This is a genomic window from Bacillus sp. JAS24-2 (assembly GCF_008274905.1).
GTDB classification, from domain to species: Bacteria; Bacillota; Bacilli; order Bacillales; family Bacillaceae_G; genus Bacillus_A; species Bacillus_A cereus.
On the sequence record NZ_CP031068.1, the window covers coordinates 5,037,579 to 5,056,455 of the forward strand.

Below are 18,877 nucleotides of genomic sequence, written 5' to 3' on the forward strand. Positions count from 1 at the left end.
AAATTTTTTCTTACTTAAATTATATTAATGGTCATGGCTTACTTTATGAGCCATATAAACCATCGTTAACATAACGAAAATAAATGCTTGGATTGATCCAACGAATACACTGAATCCCATCCATGCTAACATTGGTACAAGCGCACCTAATGCCCCAAGGACTGATGCTCCGCCCAACTTAGCAAGTAATCCTAATAAGATCTCACCTGCATAAATGTTACCAAATAAACGAAGACCTAACGTTAATGTGTTAGCAAACTCCTCAATAACCTTTAATGGGAATAAGAATTTCATAGGCTGGAAATAACCTTTTACGTACTCTTTCGTACCCTTCATCTTAATTCCATAATAATGGGTGAGGGTAACTACCATCACGGCTAATGTTAATGTAACTGCTGGATCAGACGTTGGTGATCTCCACCATGCAATATGTTCGCCAGCTTCAGTTGCTGAATACATGAATGGTAAACCAAGGAAGTTCGATACGATGATAAACATGATAAGCGTAACGCCAAGCGTTAAGAAACGTCCACCTGTTTTCCAGTCCATCGTACTATTGATAATCCCTTTCACGAAGTCAAACACCCATTCCATGAAGTTTTGCATCCCGGTTGGGCGAAGAGCTAAGCTGCGAGTTCCGATAACAGCGATTAAGAAAACAATAACTGCTGCTACAGTAACCATCATAACTGATGACAAATCGAACGTTAAACCTAGAAATTCAACTAATTTACCGTGTTCCACTAGTAATTCACCTCTCTTCCCTGCTCTTATACTCTAAATAAAGAAAATCTATGATCATGACAAGGTATCCTGTCAGCAATCCTACACCTAGGCCCCACATCGCGATTAACTCTTGATATTTGGCTGCAAATAAAATTAATAACCCAATCGTGGCGAATCTTGAATATGTACTTACCGCTGTTGCCTTAAACTTCACGTTTTCTCCATTTGTTACGCGATCTAGCAGCTTGTCTGTTCTACGTGCAATGATGCGCAAACTAAGAAAACTGAAAATCGTCCCGATAATCAGTCCAAGAAATACATCCTTGTAAGAGGTAAATCCCCATCCTAGCACTAGAAGCGCAAGCAAGTAGTACATATATTTCTTTTGTCTTTGGACAAGTCCATGTACGTCTATCATCATTGCTCTCCCGAATAGTAATGTCGAATGAGTCGAATCATTGCGTATACCCCTGTTCCTAGTCCGAGTAATAACCCTATAATAAGAAACAACGGAAACGTTCCAACCTTATTATCAATCCACTGCCCACCAAAGATTCCAACAAGAATAGAACCGACTAATTGAGCAAGAATACCTGACATTAAAGCATAAGCTTTTATATGGCTGCGATCGTTTTTTTGCAAGGATTCATCCCTCCAATATGTAACCCTCATTCACGATGTGTTAATAATAACTCATTTTTTTGCATAAATCCTATACAAAACAAAAAGTTTACATTTTCGTCACGGAATAGATGTAATTTTGTCACTGAAAGCCCTACCATCTATCCCCGTTGTTAGCATACAATAGGGTATTAACAGTGTCAACGAGAAATCGTAAAAAATCTAAAAATTTGAGTATTAGGCATTTCCTCCCAAAAATGAAAACGTTCCCCTTCTAAATACTGGTTACATATATGCAATTTCTAACAGTTTTCTCTTTATAATAGAAGGAAATGTTCACAAGTTTGTCACTATTATATTTTCGAGATATAACGCTTTTCTTCCATAATATAGTGTTCCTCAGACGTAAGACTTCTATATTATATGTGAGGTGTATGCAACTTATGTTGTATATACGATGTATATTTATCCTCTCCCCCTCCCCTACTTGCTTACAACAAAAAAGACGAGCTGGGGAATCTCCCCTGCTCGTCAGTTGTCTTACTTCGTTCCGAATAAACGGTCACCAGCATCACCAAGACCTGGTACTACATATCCGTGGTCATTTAATTTCTCATCTAATGCTGCTACATAAATATCAACATCAGGATGTTCTTCTTGTACTACTTTTACCCCTTCTGGAGCTGCAACGATACACATTAATTTAATTTGTTTCGCACCGCGCTTTTTCAGAGAGTTAATTGCTTCAGCCGCAGAACCACCTGTTGCTAGCATCGGATCTAGTACGATAAAGTCACGCTCTTCTACATCCGTTGGAAGTTTCACATAGTATTCTACCGGTTGCAATGTTTTAGGGTCACGGTATAAACCAACGTGTCCTACTTTTGCTGCTGGAATTAATTTCAGAATTCCATCAACCATTCCTAAACCTGCACGTAAAATCGGAATTAAACCAAGTTTTTTACCAGCGATCACTTTTGTTGTCGCTTTGCTTACAGGTGTTTCAATTTCAATGTCCTTAAGTGGAAGGTCGCGAGTAATTTCGAAAGCCATTAAGCTTGCTACTTCGTCCACTAATTCACGAAAATCTTTCGTACCTGTATTCTTATCGCGAATATATGTAATCTTATGTTGAATTAACGGGTGATCAAATACATACAGTTTTCCCATGTGAATCTCTCCTTTAGATGATATTCATGCGTTTGCACGCTTTTTTACACTATTTACGATTGTAAAGAAAACGCTACTAATATTCAAGGGCAAATTTGGCAAAATCATGATTTTACGATGAATCTATCTAGTATCTTTACCAATTATGGGAGCTGTATCCTTCATTATATCGCCAAAATTTATTCATCATTTGTATACATACTTTAAAAATAATATATGTCCACAAAAAAGACCGCCAAAACAATTAAGTCTCGGCAGTCTTCTTCAATCTATTATAGATTTGAATACATTGTGAATTTGCTAGTTAACGCTTCTACACGCTTACGTACTTCTTCTAATGCAGCTTCATTTTCATGATTTTTTAATGTATAAGCAATAAGTGACGCAATTTCATCCATTTCTTCTAAACCGAAACCACGAGATGTTACAGCTGCTGTACCGATACGTACACCACTTGTTACAAATGGGCTTGCTGTTTCAAATGGAATTGTATTTTTGTTCACTGTAATACCAACTTCATCTAATACGTGCTCTGCTACTTTACCTGTGATTTCTAAGTTACGAACATCAATCAAGATTAAGTGATTGTCTGTTCCGCCAGAAACAAGTGTAAGTCCTTCTTTTTGAAGACCTTCAGCTAAGCGGTTCGCATTGTTAATGATATTTTGTGCATATGTTTTGAAATCATCTTGAAGTGCTTCACCAAATGCAACAGCTTTTGCAGCGATTACGTGCATAAGTGGACCACCTTGAATACCAGGGAAGATTGATTTATCAATTTGTTTTGCAAATTGCTCTTCACATAAAATCATACCACCACGCGGACCACGTAACGTTTTATGTGTTGTCGTTGTAACGAAATGTGCATGTGGTACTGGATTTGGGTGTAAACCAGCAGCTACTAAACCAGCGATATGTGCCATATCAACCATTAAATAAGCGCCCACTTCATCTGCAATCTCACGGAATCGCTTGAAATCGATAACACGAGGGTATGCACTTGCACCTGCAACGATTAATTTTGGTTTATGTTCTTTCGCTTTTGCTAATACATCATCGTAATTAATACGGTGAGAGTCAGCATCCACGCCATATTCTACGAAATTATATTGTACTCCACTGAAGTTAACAGGGCTTCCGTGTGTTAAGTGACCACCATGAGATAAGTTCATACCAAGTACTGTATCGCCTTGCTCTAAAATCGTGAAGTATACTGCCATGTTCGCTTGTGCACCAGAGTGTGGTTGAACATTTACGTGCTCTGCGCCGAAAATTTCTTTCACGCGATCACGTGCGATATCTTCTACTACGTCTACGTGTTCACAGCCACCATAGTAACGTTTTCCAGGATATCCTTCAGCATACTTATTCGTTAAAACAGAACCTTGTGCCTCCATTACTGCTTCACTTACGAAGTTTTCCGAAGCAATTAACTCAATCTTTGAACGCTGTCTTCCTAGTTCTGCCTCAATTGCAGCAAATACCTTTTCATCTTGACGTTTTAAATGATCCACCAAAATCCCCCTTTTCTGAACGAATTACATCGATTCCCAACAGTTTTTTCTTATTTATTCAGAAAAAACGAAAATTCAGGTTGTAATTCTTTCGAACCTTCATGTTTTCAACTACATTCTAACATGACTTTCTATATCATAAAAGAAAAAAAAGACCGAAAATCGGTCTTTTCTTTCTTCTATTATAAAGTCAGACAACATACCTTTTATCTTATGATAAACAGTTACTATATGACTTCCTAATTTCTCATATTTAACGGCAAGTGATAGTCTCTTCCACTGCCGCATAGACAGCACGCGCTCCACCAATTAGTTTTCCACGTGTTTTGGCCATCGTTACATGCGCACTTCCAATTGCCTTCACACTTGTACGAACCGGAACAGCTACATGCTTTAAATGCATACCGATAAATGTATCACCAATATCCATTCCTGCATCAGCTTTAATAAACTCAACTACTACCGGATCTTTCAAATTGTGATACGCGTATGTCCCCAATGCACCACCTGCTGATCTAACAGGCGTAACTGTTACAATTTCAAATTGATATTTTATCGCTACTTCTCTCTCAACTACTAAAGCACGGTTTAAATGCTCACAACATTGAAACGCTAATTCAATACCTGTTTGCTCTTGAAATTGTTTTAACTCAGAGAAAATCGCCTCTGCTACTTCCATCGTTCCTGATGTTCCAATTCTTTCGCCTAGCACTTCGCTCGTGCTACAACCCACTACAAAAATTTGACCGCTTTGTAATGAAGCTTGTTCTTGGAAATCAGAAAGCGACATTTGTAGCTGTTCTCTTACCTTTACGATTTCTGTCATTACGCCTCTTCCTTTCACAGGTTGGTTCACCAAATTATATTTCACACTACTGATAGTTAGAATCTATTACTTTGTTTCGTATGTTTTAATTTTTCCTACGCGGTTTTCGTGACGACCACCTTCATAGTCAGTTGTTAACCAGATTTTCGCGATATCACGCGCTAGACCAGCACCAATTACACGCTCGCCCATCGCTAGCATGTTAGTGTCATTATGCTCTCTCGTTGCTTTCGCGCTGAAAGTATCATGAACTAACGCACAACGGATACCATTTACTTTGTTTGCTGCGATTGACATACCAATGCCTGTCCCACAAACTAAAATACCACGATCTACTTCACCATTCGCTACCATTTCAGCTGCTGGAAACGCAAAGTCAGGGTAATCAACAGAACCAGCTTCACATTCACAACCTAAATCAATATATTCAATATTTAACTCTTCTAATAAACTTACAAGTTCTTTGCGGATATTCATACCGCCATGATCAGATGCTATTACTACTTTCATTTTTACCCCTCCAAATTTTCAATCAATTATCTTCATTTCACACTCGCTACCTCACATAGGAAGAAGTGATCTCCAATATCGTATTATACACGAAACATTAACCTACTGAATGTTTTTTCAGTAAAGTTTGTACAAGTTTTTCCATCTCATCTAACGTTTCTTTATAAATAGAAAGCGAGCCTCCAAATGGATCTGAAATGTCCTTGCCTATACCTTCAGTTAATCCATATAACGTATTTAATTTCTTTTCAACGCTCGGATAATGCCCAAGTACAATTTGCTTATGGTTTTCTGTCATCGTTACGACAATATCAGCCCAATCAAGCAAAGTTTCATTTATTTGCTGCGCCGCATGATCAATTAAAATTCCTTTTTCAGCTAAAGCTTCCTTCGCATGTACCGATGCATCGCTCCCAGGATAGGCGAAAACACCAGCAGATTGCACTTCAAACTTATCTCCTCCGTGATGACGAAGCAACGCCTCAGCCATTGGACTACGACATGTATTGCCAGTACAAACAAATAACACTCGTTTCATTCAAACCCACCCCTATATTCGATTTCTTACCATTCATCATAACTTACATTAGAATAGAACAAAAGAAATGTGAATATACAAAAGGCGCATTTCTCTTATATTTTTTCTAAGAAAAATGCGCCTTATCCACATATATGTGAAACCCTATTTCCAAGTGCCTAGAGTATTTTAACATACATGCTGAACATGCAACAAAAATAAGGAATCCATTTCATACGAAACGGATTCCTCTTATATTGCAATTATTTCATTGTAACTTTCATTACTTCTGTTGAACCTTTTGTAGCTGCTACGCCTACAGTTGTCTTAATAGACTCAGCTGCATCTGTGTTTGTAATAACAATTGGAGTAATTGTGCTTTTCGCTTTTTCACGGATTAATTCTAAGTCGAATGAGATTAATTTATCTCCAGCTTTTACAGCTTGGCCTTCAGAAACGTGAGCTTCGAAACCTTCGCCTTCCATTTTTACAGTTTCTAATCCAACGTGGATTAAAATTTCTGTACCGTTTTTCGCTTTAATTCCGATAGCATGTTTTGTGTGGAATAATTGTACGATTTCACCATCAACTGGAGATACAACTACACCTTCAGTAGGATCGATTGCAACACCGTCACCCATCATACGTCCAGCAAATACTGGATCTGGTACTTCTTCAATATTTTTCACTGCTCCAGTTAATGGAGCTACGATTGTTTCTTCATTTGTTTTTGAACCAAGACCGAATAATTTTTTAAACATAGGATAGTCCTCCTTATAATTTACCTAAAAGTTTATAGGGCAATCCCTAGTAAAGCTCGGGATACATGTAAGACTTCATACTTCGAATATTATACTGTAAAAACGCTTTCGAAATAAATTACGTCATTACTAATAGACTCTTATTGTAGCGCTTCACAAAATTCCAGTCAATTCTGATTGTCTGAATAACAATTAGAAGTTAACTTCTATTTATATTTTCTCTTTTTTTGCCCAACTTGTCTAGAGGTCTTTACTACATTTTATTTTTTGTTGTTAATTTGTAAAATTTAATTCAAACTTTTTTCAAAATCCACTTGACTAAAGTAAGTAACTATTTTATTATTACTTACGTAAGGTAAGTTAATAACTTTTAGGAGGTTTTTAAAAATGATGGATTTCGGTCTACTTATTATTCGTCTTATTATAGGAATTACATTCATGGGTCATGGCGCTCAAAAATTATTTGGTTGGTTCGGCGGTTACGGTTTAAAAGGAACAGGTGGCTGGATGGAGTCAATCGGTTTACGTCCTGGTGTATTTATGGCATTTATGGCTGGCGCAACTGAATTACTAGGTGGTTTCTTATTTGCATCAGGTATTTTCATTGTAGTTGGTTCATTATTTATCGTTGGAACAATGTTAATGGCTATCTTCACTGTTCACGGAAAAAATGGTTACTGGGTAACACAAAACGGATATGAATATAACTTAATGTTAATCGCTGTCGCTGTTGGTGTAGCTTTAATCGGACCTGGCGCATACGTTTTACTTTAATTTTTATCTCAAATTTGAGATTCTTGAAAAAAGAACTTACTTCATTACAATTGAAGTAAGTTCTTTTTATGAAACAAAATATTATTTCCAGCAGGATTTTCTCATCGTTATCTTGTAAACAAACAATAAGTATTCATATTTAGAAAGGGGATTACAAGCATGTTATCCATTAATCCAAATGAACAAACTGAAAAAGATAATTACAAATTACTTACTGGAAGTATCATCCCTCGTCCTGTCGCATTCGTTACTTCTGTAACAAAAGAAGGCGTACTAAACGGAGCACCATATAGTTATTTCAATATTGTCGCTGCTAATCCACCACTTATCTCAGTATCTGTACAACGAAAAGCCGGAGAAAGAAAGGACACTTCCCGAAACGCAATTGAAAAAGGAGAATTTGTCGTACATATTTCTGACGAATCATATGTAGCAGCAATTAACGAAACAGCAGCTAACCTCCCGCCAAATGAAAGTGAAATTGAACTAGCAAAACTAACACCAATCGAAAGTGAAGTCATCTCTGTTCCAGGTGTAAAAGAAGCAAATATTCGAATGGAATGCGTATTAGAACGTGCAATTCCACTTGGCGGAACGGAAGACTCACCAGCTTGTGATCTACTAATTGGACGCGTCGTTCGTTTCCACGTTGCCGAACATCTATATGAAAAAGGGCGCATTCACGCCGAAGGACTCAAACCAATAAGCCGCCTAGCAGGACACAACTATGCAAAATTAGGAGAACAATTTGAATTGGTTAGGCCAATCTAAAAGCGGAAGCGGCTCGTTCAGAATCGCAGGGCATTGGAGCTCTCGACCTTGAAGCGCTTTTTGCTTCATGCGAGAGAGCGAAATGACCGGAGATTCTAGTCGCTGAAGCTGGATAATCTTTAAAAGTGGAAGTGGCCCGTTTAGCTCTGACCAGCTAAGGTTCTCTCGCACAAAAGGTGCTTTTTACCTTTCGTGCGGGAGGTTCTTAGATGCGAAGAGCTGGCCACTGGAACTGGATAATATCTAAAAGTGGAAGCGGCTCGTTCAGAATGGGAGGGGGATGGAGCTTCTGACGTAGAGGCGCTTTTTGCCTCGCAGGAAGACGCGAAGCCACCGACCATTCTAGCCGCTGGAGCTGGATATATTTAAAAGCAAGGCGGCTAGATTCCTCCCATCACTCAAATATAAAATCCCCTGCTTTTTAGCAGGGGATTTTATCATTGTAATTCTTCCTTCTTTTCCTCTAAAGTAGGCATTTTCTCTTTTTTCGGCTTCCCTAGCTTAATTACGAAGAAGTATAGGGAAAGCAATGTAATAAGAAAAACAATTAAAAACGGGTACGGAGAGTAAAAGGCACGCGCCGCCTCAGTCTTTCCCGCAACAAATTTCAATGACTCAATATCTAAAAACTCAGCAAACATTTGTACACCGAGCATACTAAACCAAAAAACAAAAAAACTAATAATAATACCAAAAACTTGCTTCAATCTCGTCATTCATCTCATCCTTTCTATATCTGTAATTTTTAGCGCAATAAATATAGTACAAACAAAATATTCACAGAAAGGAACTATCTCACCATTCACGAATTAACTTAATCCAACTTAACATCGAAATTTGCAAAATAATACCCCAAATTATAAGTCTTCTTAGCCATCGAGGATAGAAGGTTAAAAATTTAACATACCATTCCAATAGCTTGTTCATAATTCCCTCCTACATAAAATTATATAGGAAAAAGGATATATAATCCAAACCCAACCAAAATGATACCACCTACTATCTCACCATATGTACCGAGCATATCTTTCGCATGTCTCCCAATTAATAAACCCATCCACGCTAATAACATGCTAACAAATCCAAAAAGTAAAATCGTAATAATTGTTTGTGCTCCATAAATACCAAGACTAAGTCCTACTGAGAAACTATCTATACTGACGCCAAATGCAAATACGAATAAACTAATTCCAATAGGGGCTGTTCTAGTCTCTTCATTTTGTAAAATGCTCGAATATACGATATAAAACCCTAGTCCGATTAATAAAATAGCACCCGCAAAATGTGCGATATCTCCATACTTCTCTGATAAAAAACGACCTAGTACCATTCCTATAAACGGCATAATAATATGAAATATCCCTATCGTCATACCAATATACAGGATTTGTCTTAACTTTAGGGGTATCATCCCCATACCAAGACTCACCGAGAACGCATCCATCCCTAAGGCGAATGCCATAATTATTAAAGGTATTAGCTGTTCAAACGTCATTCATGCCCCTCCTTGGACGTGCTACTTCACAATATGCTTATCCAAGGAGAAATATTCTGTTTGCTAATCTTACCTTATCATTCAATAATAATATGATGTCCTGCCGCTTTTGTTAAACGATTCATAATTGCATTCCCTATTCCTTCATTAGGGAATGACTCACTAAAAATAACATCCACTTCACTTGCATCAAATGTTCTAAGTACATCATATAATTTAGTCGCAACACTAGCTAAGTCACTTCTAACACCACAAGATAATATAACATCTGCACTATATACATGCTGATACTCTTCTGTCGTTAATACGCCTACTTTAAATCCTTCTTCCTTTTTCTCATCCACAAGATGCTGAATAAACTCACGTGAGCCCTCAACAATACTAAGTGGTGCTTTCGGGGCATAATGTGTGTATTTCATTCCAGGCGATTTCGGTTTTTCCTTCTCATCCTTTAAAGCTGGATCTAAAGAAACAGTACCTATCACCGCTTCTAATTGTTCTTTCGTAATCCCACCTGGACGTAATATTGTTGGAACCGCGCTTGTACAATCAATTACAGTTGATTCAACGCCTACTCCAGTTGCACCACCATCAACAATACCTGCAATCTTCCCATTCAAATCTTCATATACGTGAGAAGCTAATGTTGGACTTGGACGCCCTGAACGATTCGCACTTGGTGCCGCAACAGGTACATTCGCCTCTTCAATAAGAGCAAGTGCAATTGGATGATCAGGCATTCTTACTCCAACCGTATTAAGTCCTGCCGTCACCTTCTCTGAAATCCCTTCTTTTCTCGGCAAAATAATTGTTAATGGTCCTGGCCAAAAATGCGCCATTAACTTCTCTGCAACTGGTGGAATTTCTTTCACAATCCCATCTAACTGAGATTTTGTACCTATATGGACAATGAGTGGATTATCACTCGGTCTTCCTTTCGCTTGGAAAATTTTCGCGATTGCTTCATCATCCATCGCATTTGCACCTAACCCATATACTGTTTCCGTAGGGAAAGCAACCGCCTCATTTTCTCTTAATAATTTTGCTGCTTCTTGTAACTGTGGATAATATTTTTTTCTTTCCACAACATTATCCACAACCCACATGTTTGTATGCATTTTTTTCCACGTCCTTTTCTACCCTTAAATACTTGTATATTTTTAGTTTACTATGAGATTTATCCAAAAGACAAACAAGGTTTATCCACAAAATGTGGATAAACCTAATTAATCCGTGGATAACTTTGTGAATAGCTGACAATTTAGTATTATTGCATTCTGCTCTTTTATATTTTTACAAAAATGTTCTAGTTGTTGAATTCCCTCTGGAACCTCATCCTTTTCTATAGTAAAAAAGTCAAAAAACTGAAAGATCGGTACAGATTGTGGATGATTTGTTAGTAAGTACAATTGTTGAACACTTTTTTCTTTCATATACTGCAAAAACATTTCAAAAAAATATAAGAAAGTCTGTTTATCCACATGAGGTGTGAATAAACAAGAACGAATAAGCACATCTTCCCCACTTTGTTCATAACCAATTACAGCTCGTATTTCTTCCGCCTCTTCCAAAATCATAAATTGTGCGTACAACTCATTTATTTTATCATCTTTTTTATTAGCTTGTCCGAAAAAAGAATGTAATCTTTCCACATCTGCTTTCGTAGCAAAATACACTTTCTTCATAATAAATCCCTCCTCATTTTTATATATGAAGAGGGATTTATTAATAGTACTATTTAGAGAATAAAGATGTAAAAGCTTCTACAATAAACAATTTAACTTCTGGCTTTTCTTCTTCCTCTTCTACTTTTACATACTCATTTTGCTTTTCTTGTTTTTTCTCCACAGGTTTCTCCACTTTTTCCACAGTTTTTATTTCTTCTTTACTTACAGGCTGCTCTTCGACTTTTGTTTCATTTTTTACTACTTTCTTTTCAGAAGCTGTTACTTTTTTTACTACTTCCTGCTTTACAGCTTTCGTTTCTTTTACCTTATCTACTTTCTTCTCTTCTTTATCTATTACTTCCTCATCTAGTTGTTTCACCTGCTCCTCTTCAGGAGATTCCGCCTTCACAACGTGCTCTTCTTTTCTTACAGCTGTCCCGCTCGAAAAATCTAAGAAACACATTGGTGGAAATAATACACACCACCAGTTCGCCCCTTCACCTTCTCCAATTGTGATTAATACTGCTTCATATTCTCCTGCTGGATAAATAAAATTCCCGTATACCTTTGTAGGAAACTTTACATTCTTACTAAATTTCACTTGAAATGAATCTTTACTTCCTTCTCTTTTTAACGTATTTTCCACCGTTTTCTCGATTTCTGGAATATGACTTTGAATTACTTTGCGTGCCTCTTCAAATGAAGTTAAATCCGCTACCCACCCATCAATTTGTGCTTTTACTTCATCACGCACTTTACGCTTTAATGCCTGGTCTTTATCTGAATCACTATTTGCTAAAATTCTTAATCGAACGGCCTCTTTCGGAATAACTGAAGGCCCTTTCGCATCAGCTTTCATATATCCAAACTGCACAAGTAACTGTGCACCAATTAATAGTATAAGAAGATAAGCAATAACTTGTTTTTTCATTTCCTCCACCGTCCCTTCTACAAACAGTGTGGACAGACTTTCATCTTTCTAAACTATTAAATTCAAAATCTATATGAATTTTTCCACAAAAAAATAGAGTAAGGTGTGAACCTTACTCCATCTCTGCAAATACCATACGATCTTTTCCGTTAATATCGAAAACAACCTCAACATGAGCATGTGGAAAAGCTTGTTGTAACAATCTTTTTACATCCTCACCTTGTCCTACTCCAATTTCAAACGCCACAATCGCTTTCTTCTGCAACACATTCGGCAATTCTTCCATAAAACGGCGATAGAAATCTAATCCGTCTTCACCACCAACAAGTGCTCTCTTCGGCTCATGCTCTTTCACAACAGGAGAAAGACCACGCCAATCCTCTTCCGGTATATATGGAGGATTTGAAACAACAACATCTAGCTTTTGACCCGTTTTATGAAATGGTGACAATAAATCACCGTGATAGAACGTTACTTCTGCACCTAAAGCTTTTGCATTTTCTTTTGCAACTTCAATCGACTCTTGTGCAATATCTACTGTATAAACATGAAGATTTTCATTTTCTAAAGCAAGCGTAATAGAAATCGCTCCACTACCTGTACCTATATCTGCTACATGTAGTTTCTCATCACCAAAATGGCGCTCGATTCTTTCTAATACTCCCACTATAAGCTCTTCTGTTTCCGGTCTTGGTATTAATACTTCTTCATTCACAAAGAAAGACCGTCCATAAAACATTTCATAACCAATCATATATTGAATAGGAATACCTTCTACATGCTTGTGGATAAACTCCGTAAAGCTTTTCTCTTGATCCTCAGTTATTTCTTCACGCATATTCATAAGTAATCCTGTTCTGTTCACCTTTAATACATGACAAAGGACAATTTCTCCCGCATTTTCATCTCGTCCATTTTCCTGTAAAAAAGAAGAAGCCCATTTCAGGGCTTCATAGACACGCATTACTCAGCTGCCTCCATCTTTTGAGCCTGATCTTCCATCACTAAGGCATTGATGAAATCATCTAACTTACCTTGTAAGATTTGATCTAGCTTTTGAATCGTTAAACCGATTCGATGGTCTGTAACACGGTTTTGCGGGAAGTTATACGTACGAATACGCTCTGAACGATCTCCCGTACCAACAGCTTGTTTACGGTTTTGATCATACTCAGCTTGCGCTTCTTGTCTAAACTTATCATAAACACGTGCGCGTAATACTTTCATCGCTTTTTCTTTATTCTTGATCTGTGATTTCTCATCCTGACAAGATACAACTACACCAGTCGGTAAATGCGTTAAACGCACCGCTGACATCGTTGTATTAACGCTCTGTCCACCAGGTCCACTAGAAGCGAATGTATCAACACGAACATCTTTCTCATGAATATCAATTTCTACTTCTTCTGCCTCTGGTAATACAGCTACAGTTGCTGTAGATGTATGAATACGTCCACCAGATTCCGTTTCAGGAACACGTTGTACACGGTGAGCACCATTCTCGAATTTCAGCTTCGCGAAAGCACCTTTACCATTAATCATAAAGATAATCTCTTTATATCCACCTAACTCTGTATAGCTAGCCTCAATAATCTCCGTTTTCCAGCCCTGTACCTCAGCGTAACGGCTATACATACGGTATAAGTCACCAGCAAATAAAGCTGCCTCGTCTCCACCAGCAGCTCCACGAACCTCAACGATAACGTTCTTATCATCATTAGGGTCTTTTGGAACAAGTAAAATTTTCAGACGCTCTGATAATGTTTTATCTTGTGATTCTAACTCAGAAACTTCTTCTTTTACCATTTCACGCATTTCTGCGTCTAACTTATCTTCTAACATTGCTTTCGCATCTTTTAATTGCTCACGAACATCCTTATACTCACGATACACCTCTACCGTTTCCTGTATATCAGACTGTTCCTTTGAATATTCACGAAGCTTATTTGAATCACTAATAATCGCTGGATCACTTAACAATTCATTTAACTTCTCATAACGATTTTCTACAGCTTGCAAACGATCTAACACATCATTCACCTCTACATCCTAGTATCTAATACAAATAGTATATGGTACTTACTCAAAAAAACGCAAATTATATTTAAAAGTGGCGGTGGCTCTTTCAGCTCTGACCAGCTAAGGTTCTTTCGACCTAAAGGTGCTTTTTACCTTTTGGGACGGAAGGTTCTTAGATGCAAAGAGCTAGCCACCAGAACTAGATATATTTAAAAGCGTAAGCGGCTCACACCGCTCATTCTCTCTATTTTGAAAAAAACCCGCCTTGCGCAGCGAGTTTTACTTATCTTTGTTTGCAGGTACTGCATGACAATGACGACAACGCGGTTCATACGATTCTGAAGCTCCAACTAAAATAATTGGATCATCAAATGCCGCTGGTTCTCCATCAATTAATCGTTGTGTACGACTTGCTGGAGATCCACATACAGAACATACTGCTTGTAGTTTTGTCACATGTTCAGCAATCGCCATCAGCTGAGGAACTTGTCCAAATGGTAGACCACGGAAATCTTGGTCTAAACCAGCTACAATGACACGATAGCCACGATTTGCCAATACTTGCACCACTTCCACAATGTCCCCATCAAAAAATTGCACCTCATCGATTGCAATAACATCCAGCTCTTCTGTAATATGTTCAAATATATCCTTTGAAGCCGAAACAGGAACTGCTTTTACCTTTAATCCGTTATGTGATACTACATCTTCTTCACTATATCGATTATCAATACATGGTTTAAATACAATTGCATGTTGTTTTGCAAATTGCGTACGGCGCACACGGCGGATTAGCTCTTCTGACTTGCCAGAAAACATACTACCGCAAATCACTTCAATCCAGCCATTTTGATTTATTAAGTACATGAAGCTCTCCTTTCATCTACTTTTCAGTTAAAAGTAGGGTAAAGGTATAATATTTTCGCAAAAAAAACAGACAAGCGAATACATACACTTGCCTGTTTTATGTTTTTATTACTTAAGACCGTATTTCTTATTGAAGCGGTCAACGCGTCCGTCTGCAGTAGCAAACTTCTGACGTCCAGTGTAGAATGGGTGAGAATCAGAACTGATCTCAACTTTTAGTAATGGATAAGTGTTACCATCTTCCCACTCAACAGTTTCGTTAGATCCTTTAGTAGATCCGCTTAAGAATTTGAAGCCTGTGTTTGTGTCCATGAATACAACTTTCTTGTAATCTGGGTGAATTCCTGCTTTCATTCTTTTCATCTCCTTCCGCCCTGAATCATTTTCGAAACAGAGTTTTTCATCTTCAGCTGCATACACAACTATATTGATGAAACACATATGATGAAATTATAACAAGGCTAACTTCATTTTGCAACTACCTGTTTTTGTCTTTTTAATTTTAAAAGCGCAAGCGGCTCGTTCAGAATGGGAGGGGGATGGAGCTTCTGACGTAGAGGCGCTTTTTGCCTCGTAGGAAGACGCGAAGCCACCGACCATTCTAGCCGCTGGAGCTGGATATTAAATTGAAAGTGGAGGTGGCTCGCTCAGCTCTGACCAGCTAAGGTTCTTTCGCCCTAAAGGTGCTTTTTACCTTTTGGGCGGAAGGTTCTTAGATGCGAAGAGCTAGCCACCGGAACTGGATATTATCTTAAAGTGGAGACGGCTCGTTTAGCTCTGACTGGCTAAGGTTCTCTCACTTATTTCTCTCTTTAATATCACCTAAACAGCATAAAAAACTCGCTTACTATAAAATAAGCGAGTCCTGATTTTTTCCCTTTACTTAGTTGTTACATACCTTTTTGAGTCTGCAACAATGTTTTGTAAAAACTCTTCATTTGTCTTCGTTTGACGAAGCTTACGTAAGAAACTTTCAACGAAGTCTGGTGTATCACGCATTGTTTTACGAATGCCCCATAACTTGTCTAAATGTTCTTTTGGAATTAATAGATCTTCTTTACGTGTACCAGAACGACGAATATCGATCGCCGGGAAGATACGACGTTCAGCTAATGAACGATCTAAGTGAAGTTCCATATTTCCAGTTCCTTTAAATTCCTCGTAAATAACATCGTCCATACGTGATCCTGTATCAACAAGGGCTGTTGCTAAAATTGTTAAGCTACCGCCTTCTTCAATATTACGCGCAGCTCCAAAGAAACGCTTCGGTCTATGGAAGGCAGCTGGATCGATACCACCTGATAATGTTCTACCACTTGGTGGAATAACGAGGTTGTAAGCTCGAGCTAAACGGGTAATACTATCCATTAAAATGATAACATCTTTCTTGTGCTCTACAAGACGCATCGCACGTTCTAACACAAGCTCAGCTACTTTAATATGATTTTCTGGCACTTCATCAAAAGTAGAACTTACAACATCTCCTTTAACAGAACGTTCAATGTCTGTTACTTCCTCTGGACGCTCATCAATTAAAAGTACAATTAATTCTGCTTCCGGATGATTTGTTGTAACACTATGCGCGATTTCTTTTAATAGACTTGTTTTACCAGCCTTTGGAGGCGCAACAATTAAACCACGTTGTCCAAATCCAACTGGTGCGATTAAATCCATGATGCGTGTCGGTAACTTTTTAGGTTCCGTTTCCAATTTCATTTGGCGATCTGGGTATAATGGTGTTAATGCAGGGAAATGCACACGCTCTTTTGCTGAATCTGGATCATCTCCGTTTACAGCTTCAACTTGTAATAACCCAAAATAGCGTTCATTTTCTTTCGGAGGTCGTACTTTACCAGAAACCTTATCTCCATTACGTAAATCGAAACGACGAATTTGCGAAGCTGAGATATAAATATCTTCTGAGCTTGGAGAATAGTTGATAGGACGTAGGAATCCAAATCCTTCTGATTGAATAATTTCTAATACGCCTTCCATGAAAAAGAAACCTTCTTTTTCTGCTCGAGCTTTCAAAATAGAAAAAATTAACTCTTTTTTCGTTAATTTGCTATAATACGAAATCTTAAATTCTTTCGCAAGCTCGTATAACTCTTTTAATTTCATGTTTTCTAATGCTGCAATTGACAAATTCATTCAGACACCACACTTTAACGTTATTCTCTTTTTTCATGGGTAAAGGGAAAAAATACGGAAGGCAAATAATTAATAATGAAAGGCAATAAGTTCAAGTAGGGTAATATTCACTATTGTAACCCTTTTATCTAGTTTTAATCAATACGTTGGAACACAAATACAAGAAGCGAAGACAAGAAAATTTGTCTTCGCTTCTTATTTAATTTAGTTCCAGCTCCGATAGTTAGAAAAGTCGACCATTTTAACCTTTCTGAGCGAGCCGCTTGCACTTTTTATTTAATCCAGCTCCGGTGTCTAGAAGGGTCAGTCATTTCCCCCCTTCCTGCGAGGCACAAAACGCCTCTTCGTCAGGAGTTCCAATGCCTTCCCCTTCTGAGCAAGCCACCTCCGCTTTTTACTTAATCCAGCTTCAGCAGCTAGAATGGTCGGTGGCTTCACTTCTTCCTACGAGGCAAAAAGCGCCTCTACGTCAGAAGCTCCATCCCCCTCCCATTCTGAACGAGCTGCTTACGCTTTTTATTTAATAACCAAGTTTGGTTTTTTATTCAAGCTATGACGTCCATCCACGAAGCGAACTGTGCCTGATTTTGCGCGCATAACAAGGGATTGCGTTGTTCCTACGCTACCTTTAAATTGAACACCGCGTAATAGTTCTCCATCTGTTACGCCTGTTGCTGCAAAGATTGCATCGTCACCTTTTACTAAGTCCTCCATGCGAAGGATACGATTAATGTCTTCTATGCCCATTTTTTTACAACGTGCTAATTCAGCTTCGTTTTGTGGCAATAGTTTTCCGTGAATTTCTCCACCTAAACATTTTAAAGCAACTGCTGCTAATACACCTTCAGGTGCTCCACCAGATCCAAATAAAATATCTACACCTGTACGATCAAACGCTGTATTAATCGCTCCAGCTACATCTCCATCATTAATCAATTTAATGCGCGCACCAGCTTTACGAATTTCTTCGATAATTTCTTGATGACGTGGACGATTTAAAACTGTCGCTACAACATCTTCAATATCTTTATTTTTCGCTTTCGCAACTGCACGTAAGTTATCAATAATAGGCGCATCAATGTCGACCGCCCCAACTGCTTCTGGGCCAACCGCGATTTTATCCATGTACATGTCAGGGGCATGTAACAAATTACCGTGGTCTGCAATTGCAATAACAGCAAGAGCATTCCAGCCACCAGCTGCTACGATGTTTGTCCCTTCTAAAGGATCAACCGCAACGTCTACACGTGGTCCATATCCTGTACCTAATTTCTCTCCGATATATAGCATTGGTGCTTCATCCATCTCACCTTCACCAATTACAACTGTACCTTTCATCGGAATTGTATCAAATACATCACGCATAGCTGATGTTGCTGCACCGTCTGCCTCATCCTTTTTCCCGCGCCCCATCCAACGCGCTGATGATAAAGCTGCAGCCTCTGTTACACGTACTAACTCCATAGATAAACTTCTCTCCACGATAATCCCTCTCCTTTAAGTCTTTATATTTCTGCCGTATTTTGTGAACCGTGTTTTTCTATAAAGTGATACTTC

Annotated in this window: 24 protein-coding genes; 2 read left to right on the forward strand and 22 right to left on the reverse strand. The window is 38.2% G+C overall.

Translation table 11 applies throughout. The features are described 5' to 3' along the window. Positions 1-24 precede the first annotated feature (24 nt). From atpB to DN407_RS26265, 10 genes are all read right to left on the reverse strand, one after another. Positions 25-744 carry a F0F1 ATP synthase subunit A gene (gene atpB / locus DN407_RS26220; protein ID WP_000399871.1) on the reverse strand — a complete coding sequence of 240 codons (720 nt, stop codon included), beginning with the start codon at positions 742-744 and terminating at the stop codon, positions 25-27. A gap of 7 nt (positions 745-751) precedes the next feature. After that, positions 752-1,144 carry an ATP synthase subunit I gene (locus tag DN407_RS26225; protein ID WP_000567600.1) on the reverse strand — a complete coding sequence of 131 codons (393 nt, stop codon included), beginning with the start codon at positions 1,142-1,144 and terminating at the stop codon, positions 752-754. Beyond that, a complete protein-coding gene (locus tag DN407_RS26230) occupies positions 1,144-1,368 on the reverse strand; it encodes an AtpZ/AtpI family protein (RefSeq protein ID WP_001171223.1) in 225 nt (74 codons plus the stop codon). Before DN407_RS26230 ends, DN407_RS26225 begins: the two co-directional genes overlap by 1 nt. A gap of 26 nt (positions 1,369-1,394) precedes the next feature. Continuing rightward, on the reverse strand, positions 1,395-1,508 hold the full coding sequence (locus tag DN407_RS26235) for a DUF4024 domain-containing protein (RefSeq protein WP_000232962.1): 114 nt from the start codon (positions 1,506-1,508) through the stop codon (positions 1,395-1,397). 379 nt (positions 1,509-1,887) lie between these two features. Next, entirely contained in the window at positions 1,888-2,517 is a 630-nt protein-coding gene (upp, locus tag DN407_RS26240) for a uracil phosphoribosyltransferase (protein ID WP_000517539.1), read from the reverse strand. Positions 2,518-2,789: 272 nt separating this feature from the next. Then, on the reverse strand, positions 2,790-4,031 hold the full coding sequence (gene glyA / locus DN407_RS26245) for a serine hydroxymethyltransferase (RefSeq protein ID WP_149216715.1): 1,242 nt from the start codon (positions 4,029-4,031) through the stop codon (positions 2,790-2,792). Positions 4,032-4,284: 253 nt separating this feature from the next. Continuing rightward, entirely contained in the window at positions 4,285-4,857 is a 573-nt protein-coding gene (locus tag DN407_RS26250; RefSeq protein ID WP_000136375.1) for a TIGR01440 family protein, read from the reverse strand. Positions 4,858-4,923: 66 nt separating this feature from the next. After that, positions 4,924-5,367 (reverse strand): ribose 5-phosphate isomerase B, encoded by a 444-nt coding sequence (gene rpiB / locus DN407_RS26255; protein WP_000869542.1) that lies wholly within the window; start codon positions 5,365-5,367, stop codon positions 4,924-4,926. Between the two features lie 97 nt (positions 5,368-5,464). Then, a complete protein-coding gene (locus tag DN407_RS26260) occupies positions 5,465-5,905 on the reverse strand; it encodes a low molecular weight protein arginine phosphatase (RefSeq protein WP_000832368.1) in 441 nt (146 codons plus the stop codon). A 242-nt stretch (positions 5,906-6,147) separates the two neighbouring features. Then, a complete protein-coding gene (locus DN407_RS26265) occupies positions 6,148-6,645 on the reverse strand; it encodes a PTS sugar transporter subunit IIA (RefSeq protein WP_000473665.1) in 498 nt (165 codons plus the stop codon). Between the two features lie 387 nt (positions 6,646-7,032). On the opposite strand from DN407_RS26265, the gene DN407_RS26270 reads away from it, so the two are divergent. Further along, complete coding sequence (locus DN407_RS26270; RefSeq protein ID WP_000968616.1) at positions 7,033-7,419, forward strand: DoxX family protein; 387 nt, start codon at positions 7,033-7,035, stop codon at positions 7,417-7,419. A gap of 159 nt (positions 7,420-7,578) precedes the next feature. Next, the gene (locus DN407_RS26275) at positions 7,579-8,190 is read left to right on the forward strand and encodes a flavin reductase family protein (protein WP_000949054.1); all 612 of its coding nucleotides are present in this window, start codon (positions 7,579-7,581) and stop codon (positions 8,188-8,190) included. 437 nt (positions 8,191-8,627) lie between these two features. Here DN407_RS26275 and DN407_RS26280 read toward each other — a convergent pair whose 3' ends face one another. The 12 genes from DN407_RS26280 to glpX all read right to left on the reverse strand — a co-directional run bounded on the left by DN407_RS26280 (position 8,628) and on the right by glpX (position 18,802). Then, a complete protein-coding gene (locus DN407_RS26280) occupies positions 8,628-8,906 on the reverse strand; it encodes a DUF3935 domain-containing protein (RefSeq protein ID WP_000197472.1) in 279 nt (92 codons plus the stop codon). A gap of 79 nt (positions 8,907-8,985) precedes the next feature. Beyond that, positions 8,986-9,117: a hypothetical protein gene (locus DN407_RS32290; RefSeq protein WP_255446469.1), complete on the reverse strand. Its 132-nt coding sequence runs from the start codon at positions 9,115-9,117 to the stop codon at positions 8,986-8,988. 19 nt (positions 9,118-9,136) lie between these two features. Further along, entirely contained in the window at positions 9,137-9,685 is a 549-nt protein-coding gene (locus DN407_RS26285; RefSeq protein ID WP_000142463.1) for a manganese efflux pump MntP, read from the reverse strand. A gap of 77 nt (positions 9,686-9,762) precedes the next feature. Further along, positions 9,763-10,803: an L-threonylcarbamoyladenylate synthase gene (locus DN407_RS26290; protein ID WP_016111025.1), complete on the reverse strand. Its 1,041-nt coding sequence runs from the start codon at positions 10,801-10,803 to the stop codon at positions 9,763-9,765. 108 nt (positions 10,804-10,911) lie between these two features. Continuing rightward, positions 10,912-11,370, reverse strand: a complete 459-nt coding sequence (locus DN407_RS26295) for a GNAT family N-acetyltransferase (RefSeq protein WP_000758437.1) — start codon at positions 11,368-11,370, stop codon at positions 10,912-10,914. Between the two features lie 49 nt (positions 11,371-11,419). Next, a complete protein-coding gene (gene spoIIR, locus DN407_RS26300; RefSeq protein WP_000745063.1) occupies positions 11,420-12,283 on the reverse strand; it encodes a stage II sporulation protein R in 864 nt (287 codons plus the stop codon). Between the two features lie 112 nt (positions 12,284-12,395). Then, positions 12,396-13,247, reverse strand: coding sequence for a peptide chain release factor N(5)-glutamine methyltransferase (gene prmC / locus DN407_RS26305; RefSeq protein WP_001267055.1), 852 nt, complete (start codon positions 13,245-13,247; stop codon positions 12,396-12,398). After that, positions 13,247-14,314: a peptide chain release factor 1 gene (gene prfA, locus DN407_RS26310; RefSeq protein WP_000887064.1), complete on the reverse strand. Its 1,068-nt coding sequence runs from the start codon at positions 14,312-14,314 to the stop codon at positions 13,247-13,249. Before prfA ends, prmC begins: the two co-directional genes overlap by 1 nt. Positions 14,315-14,581: 267 nt before the next feature. Further along, complete coding sequence (locus DN407_RS26315) at positions 14,582-15,169, reverse strand: thymidine kinase (RefSeq protein ID WP_000280859.1); 588 nt, start codon at positions 15,167-15,169, stop codon at positions 14,582-14,584. Between the two features lie 108 nt (positions 15,170-15,277). Beyond that, entirely contained in the window at positions 15,278-15,523 is a 246-nt protein-coding gene (locus DN407_RS26320) for a type B 50S ribosomal protein L31 (RefSeq protein WP_000643433.1), read from the reverse strand. A 525-nt stretch (positions 15,524-16,048) separates the two neighbouring features. Then, positions 16,049-17,320 carry a transcription termination factor Rho gene (gene rho, locus DN407_RS26325; protein WP_001053903.1) on the reverse strand — a complete coding sequence of 424 codons (1,272 nt, stop codon included), beginning with the start codon at positions 17,318-17,320 and terminating at the stop codon, positions 16,049-16,051. Positions 17,321-17,836: 516 nt separating this feature from the next. After that, on the reverse strand, positions 17,837-18,802 hold the full coding sequence (gene glpX / locus DN407_RS26330) for a class II fructose-bisphosphatase (RefSeq protein WP_000442340.1): 966 nt from the start codon (positions 18,800-18,802) through the stop codon (positions 17,837-17,839). Between the last annotated feature and the right edge of the window lie 75 nt (positions 18,803-18,877).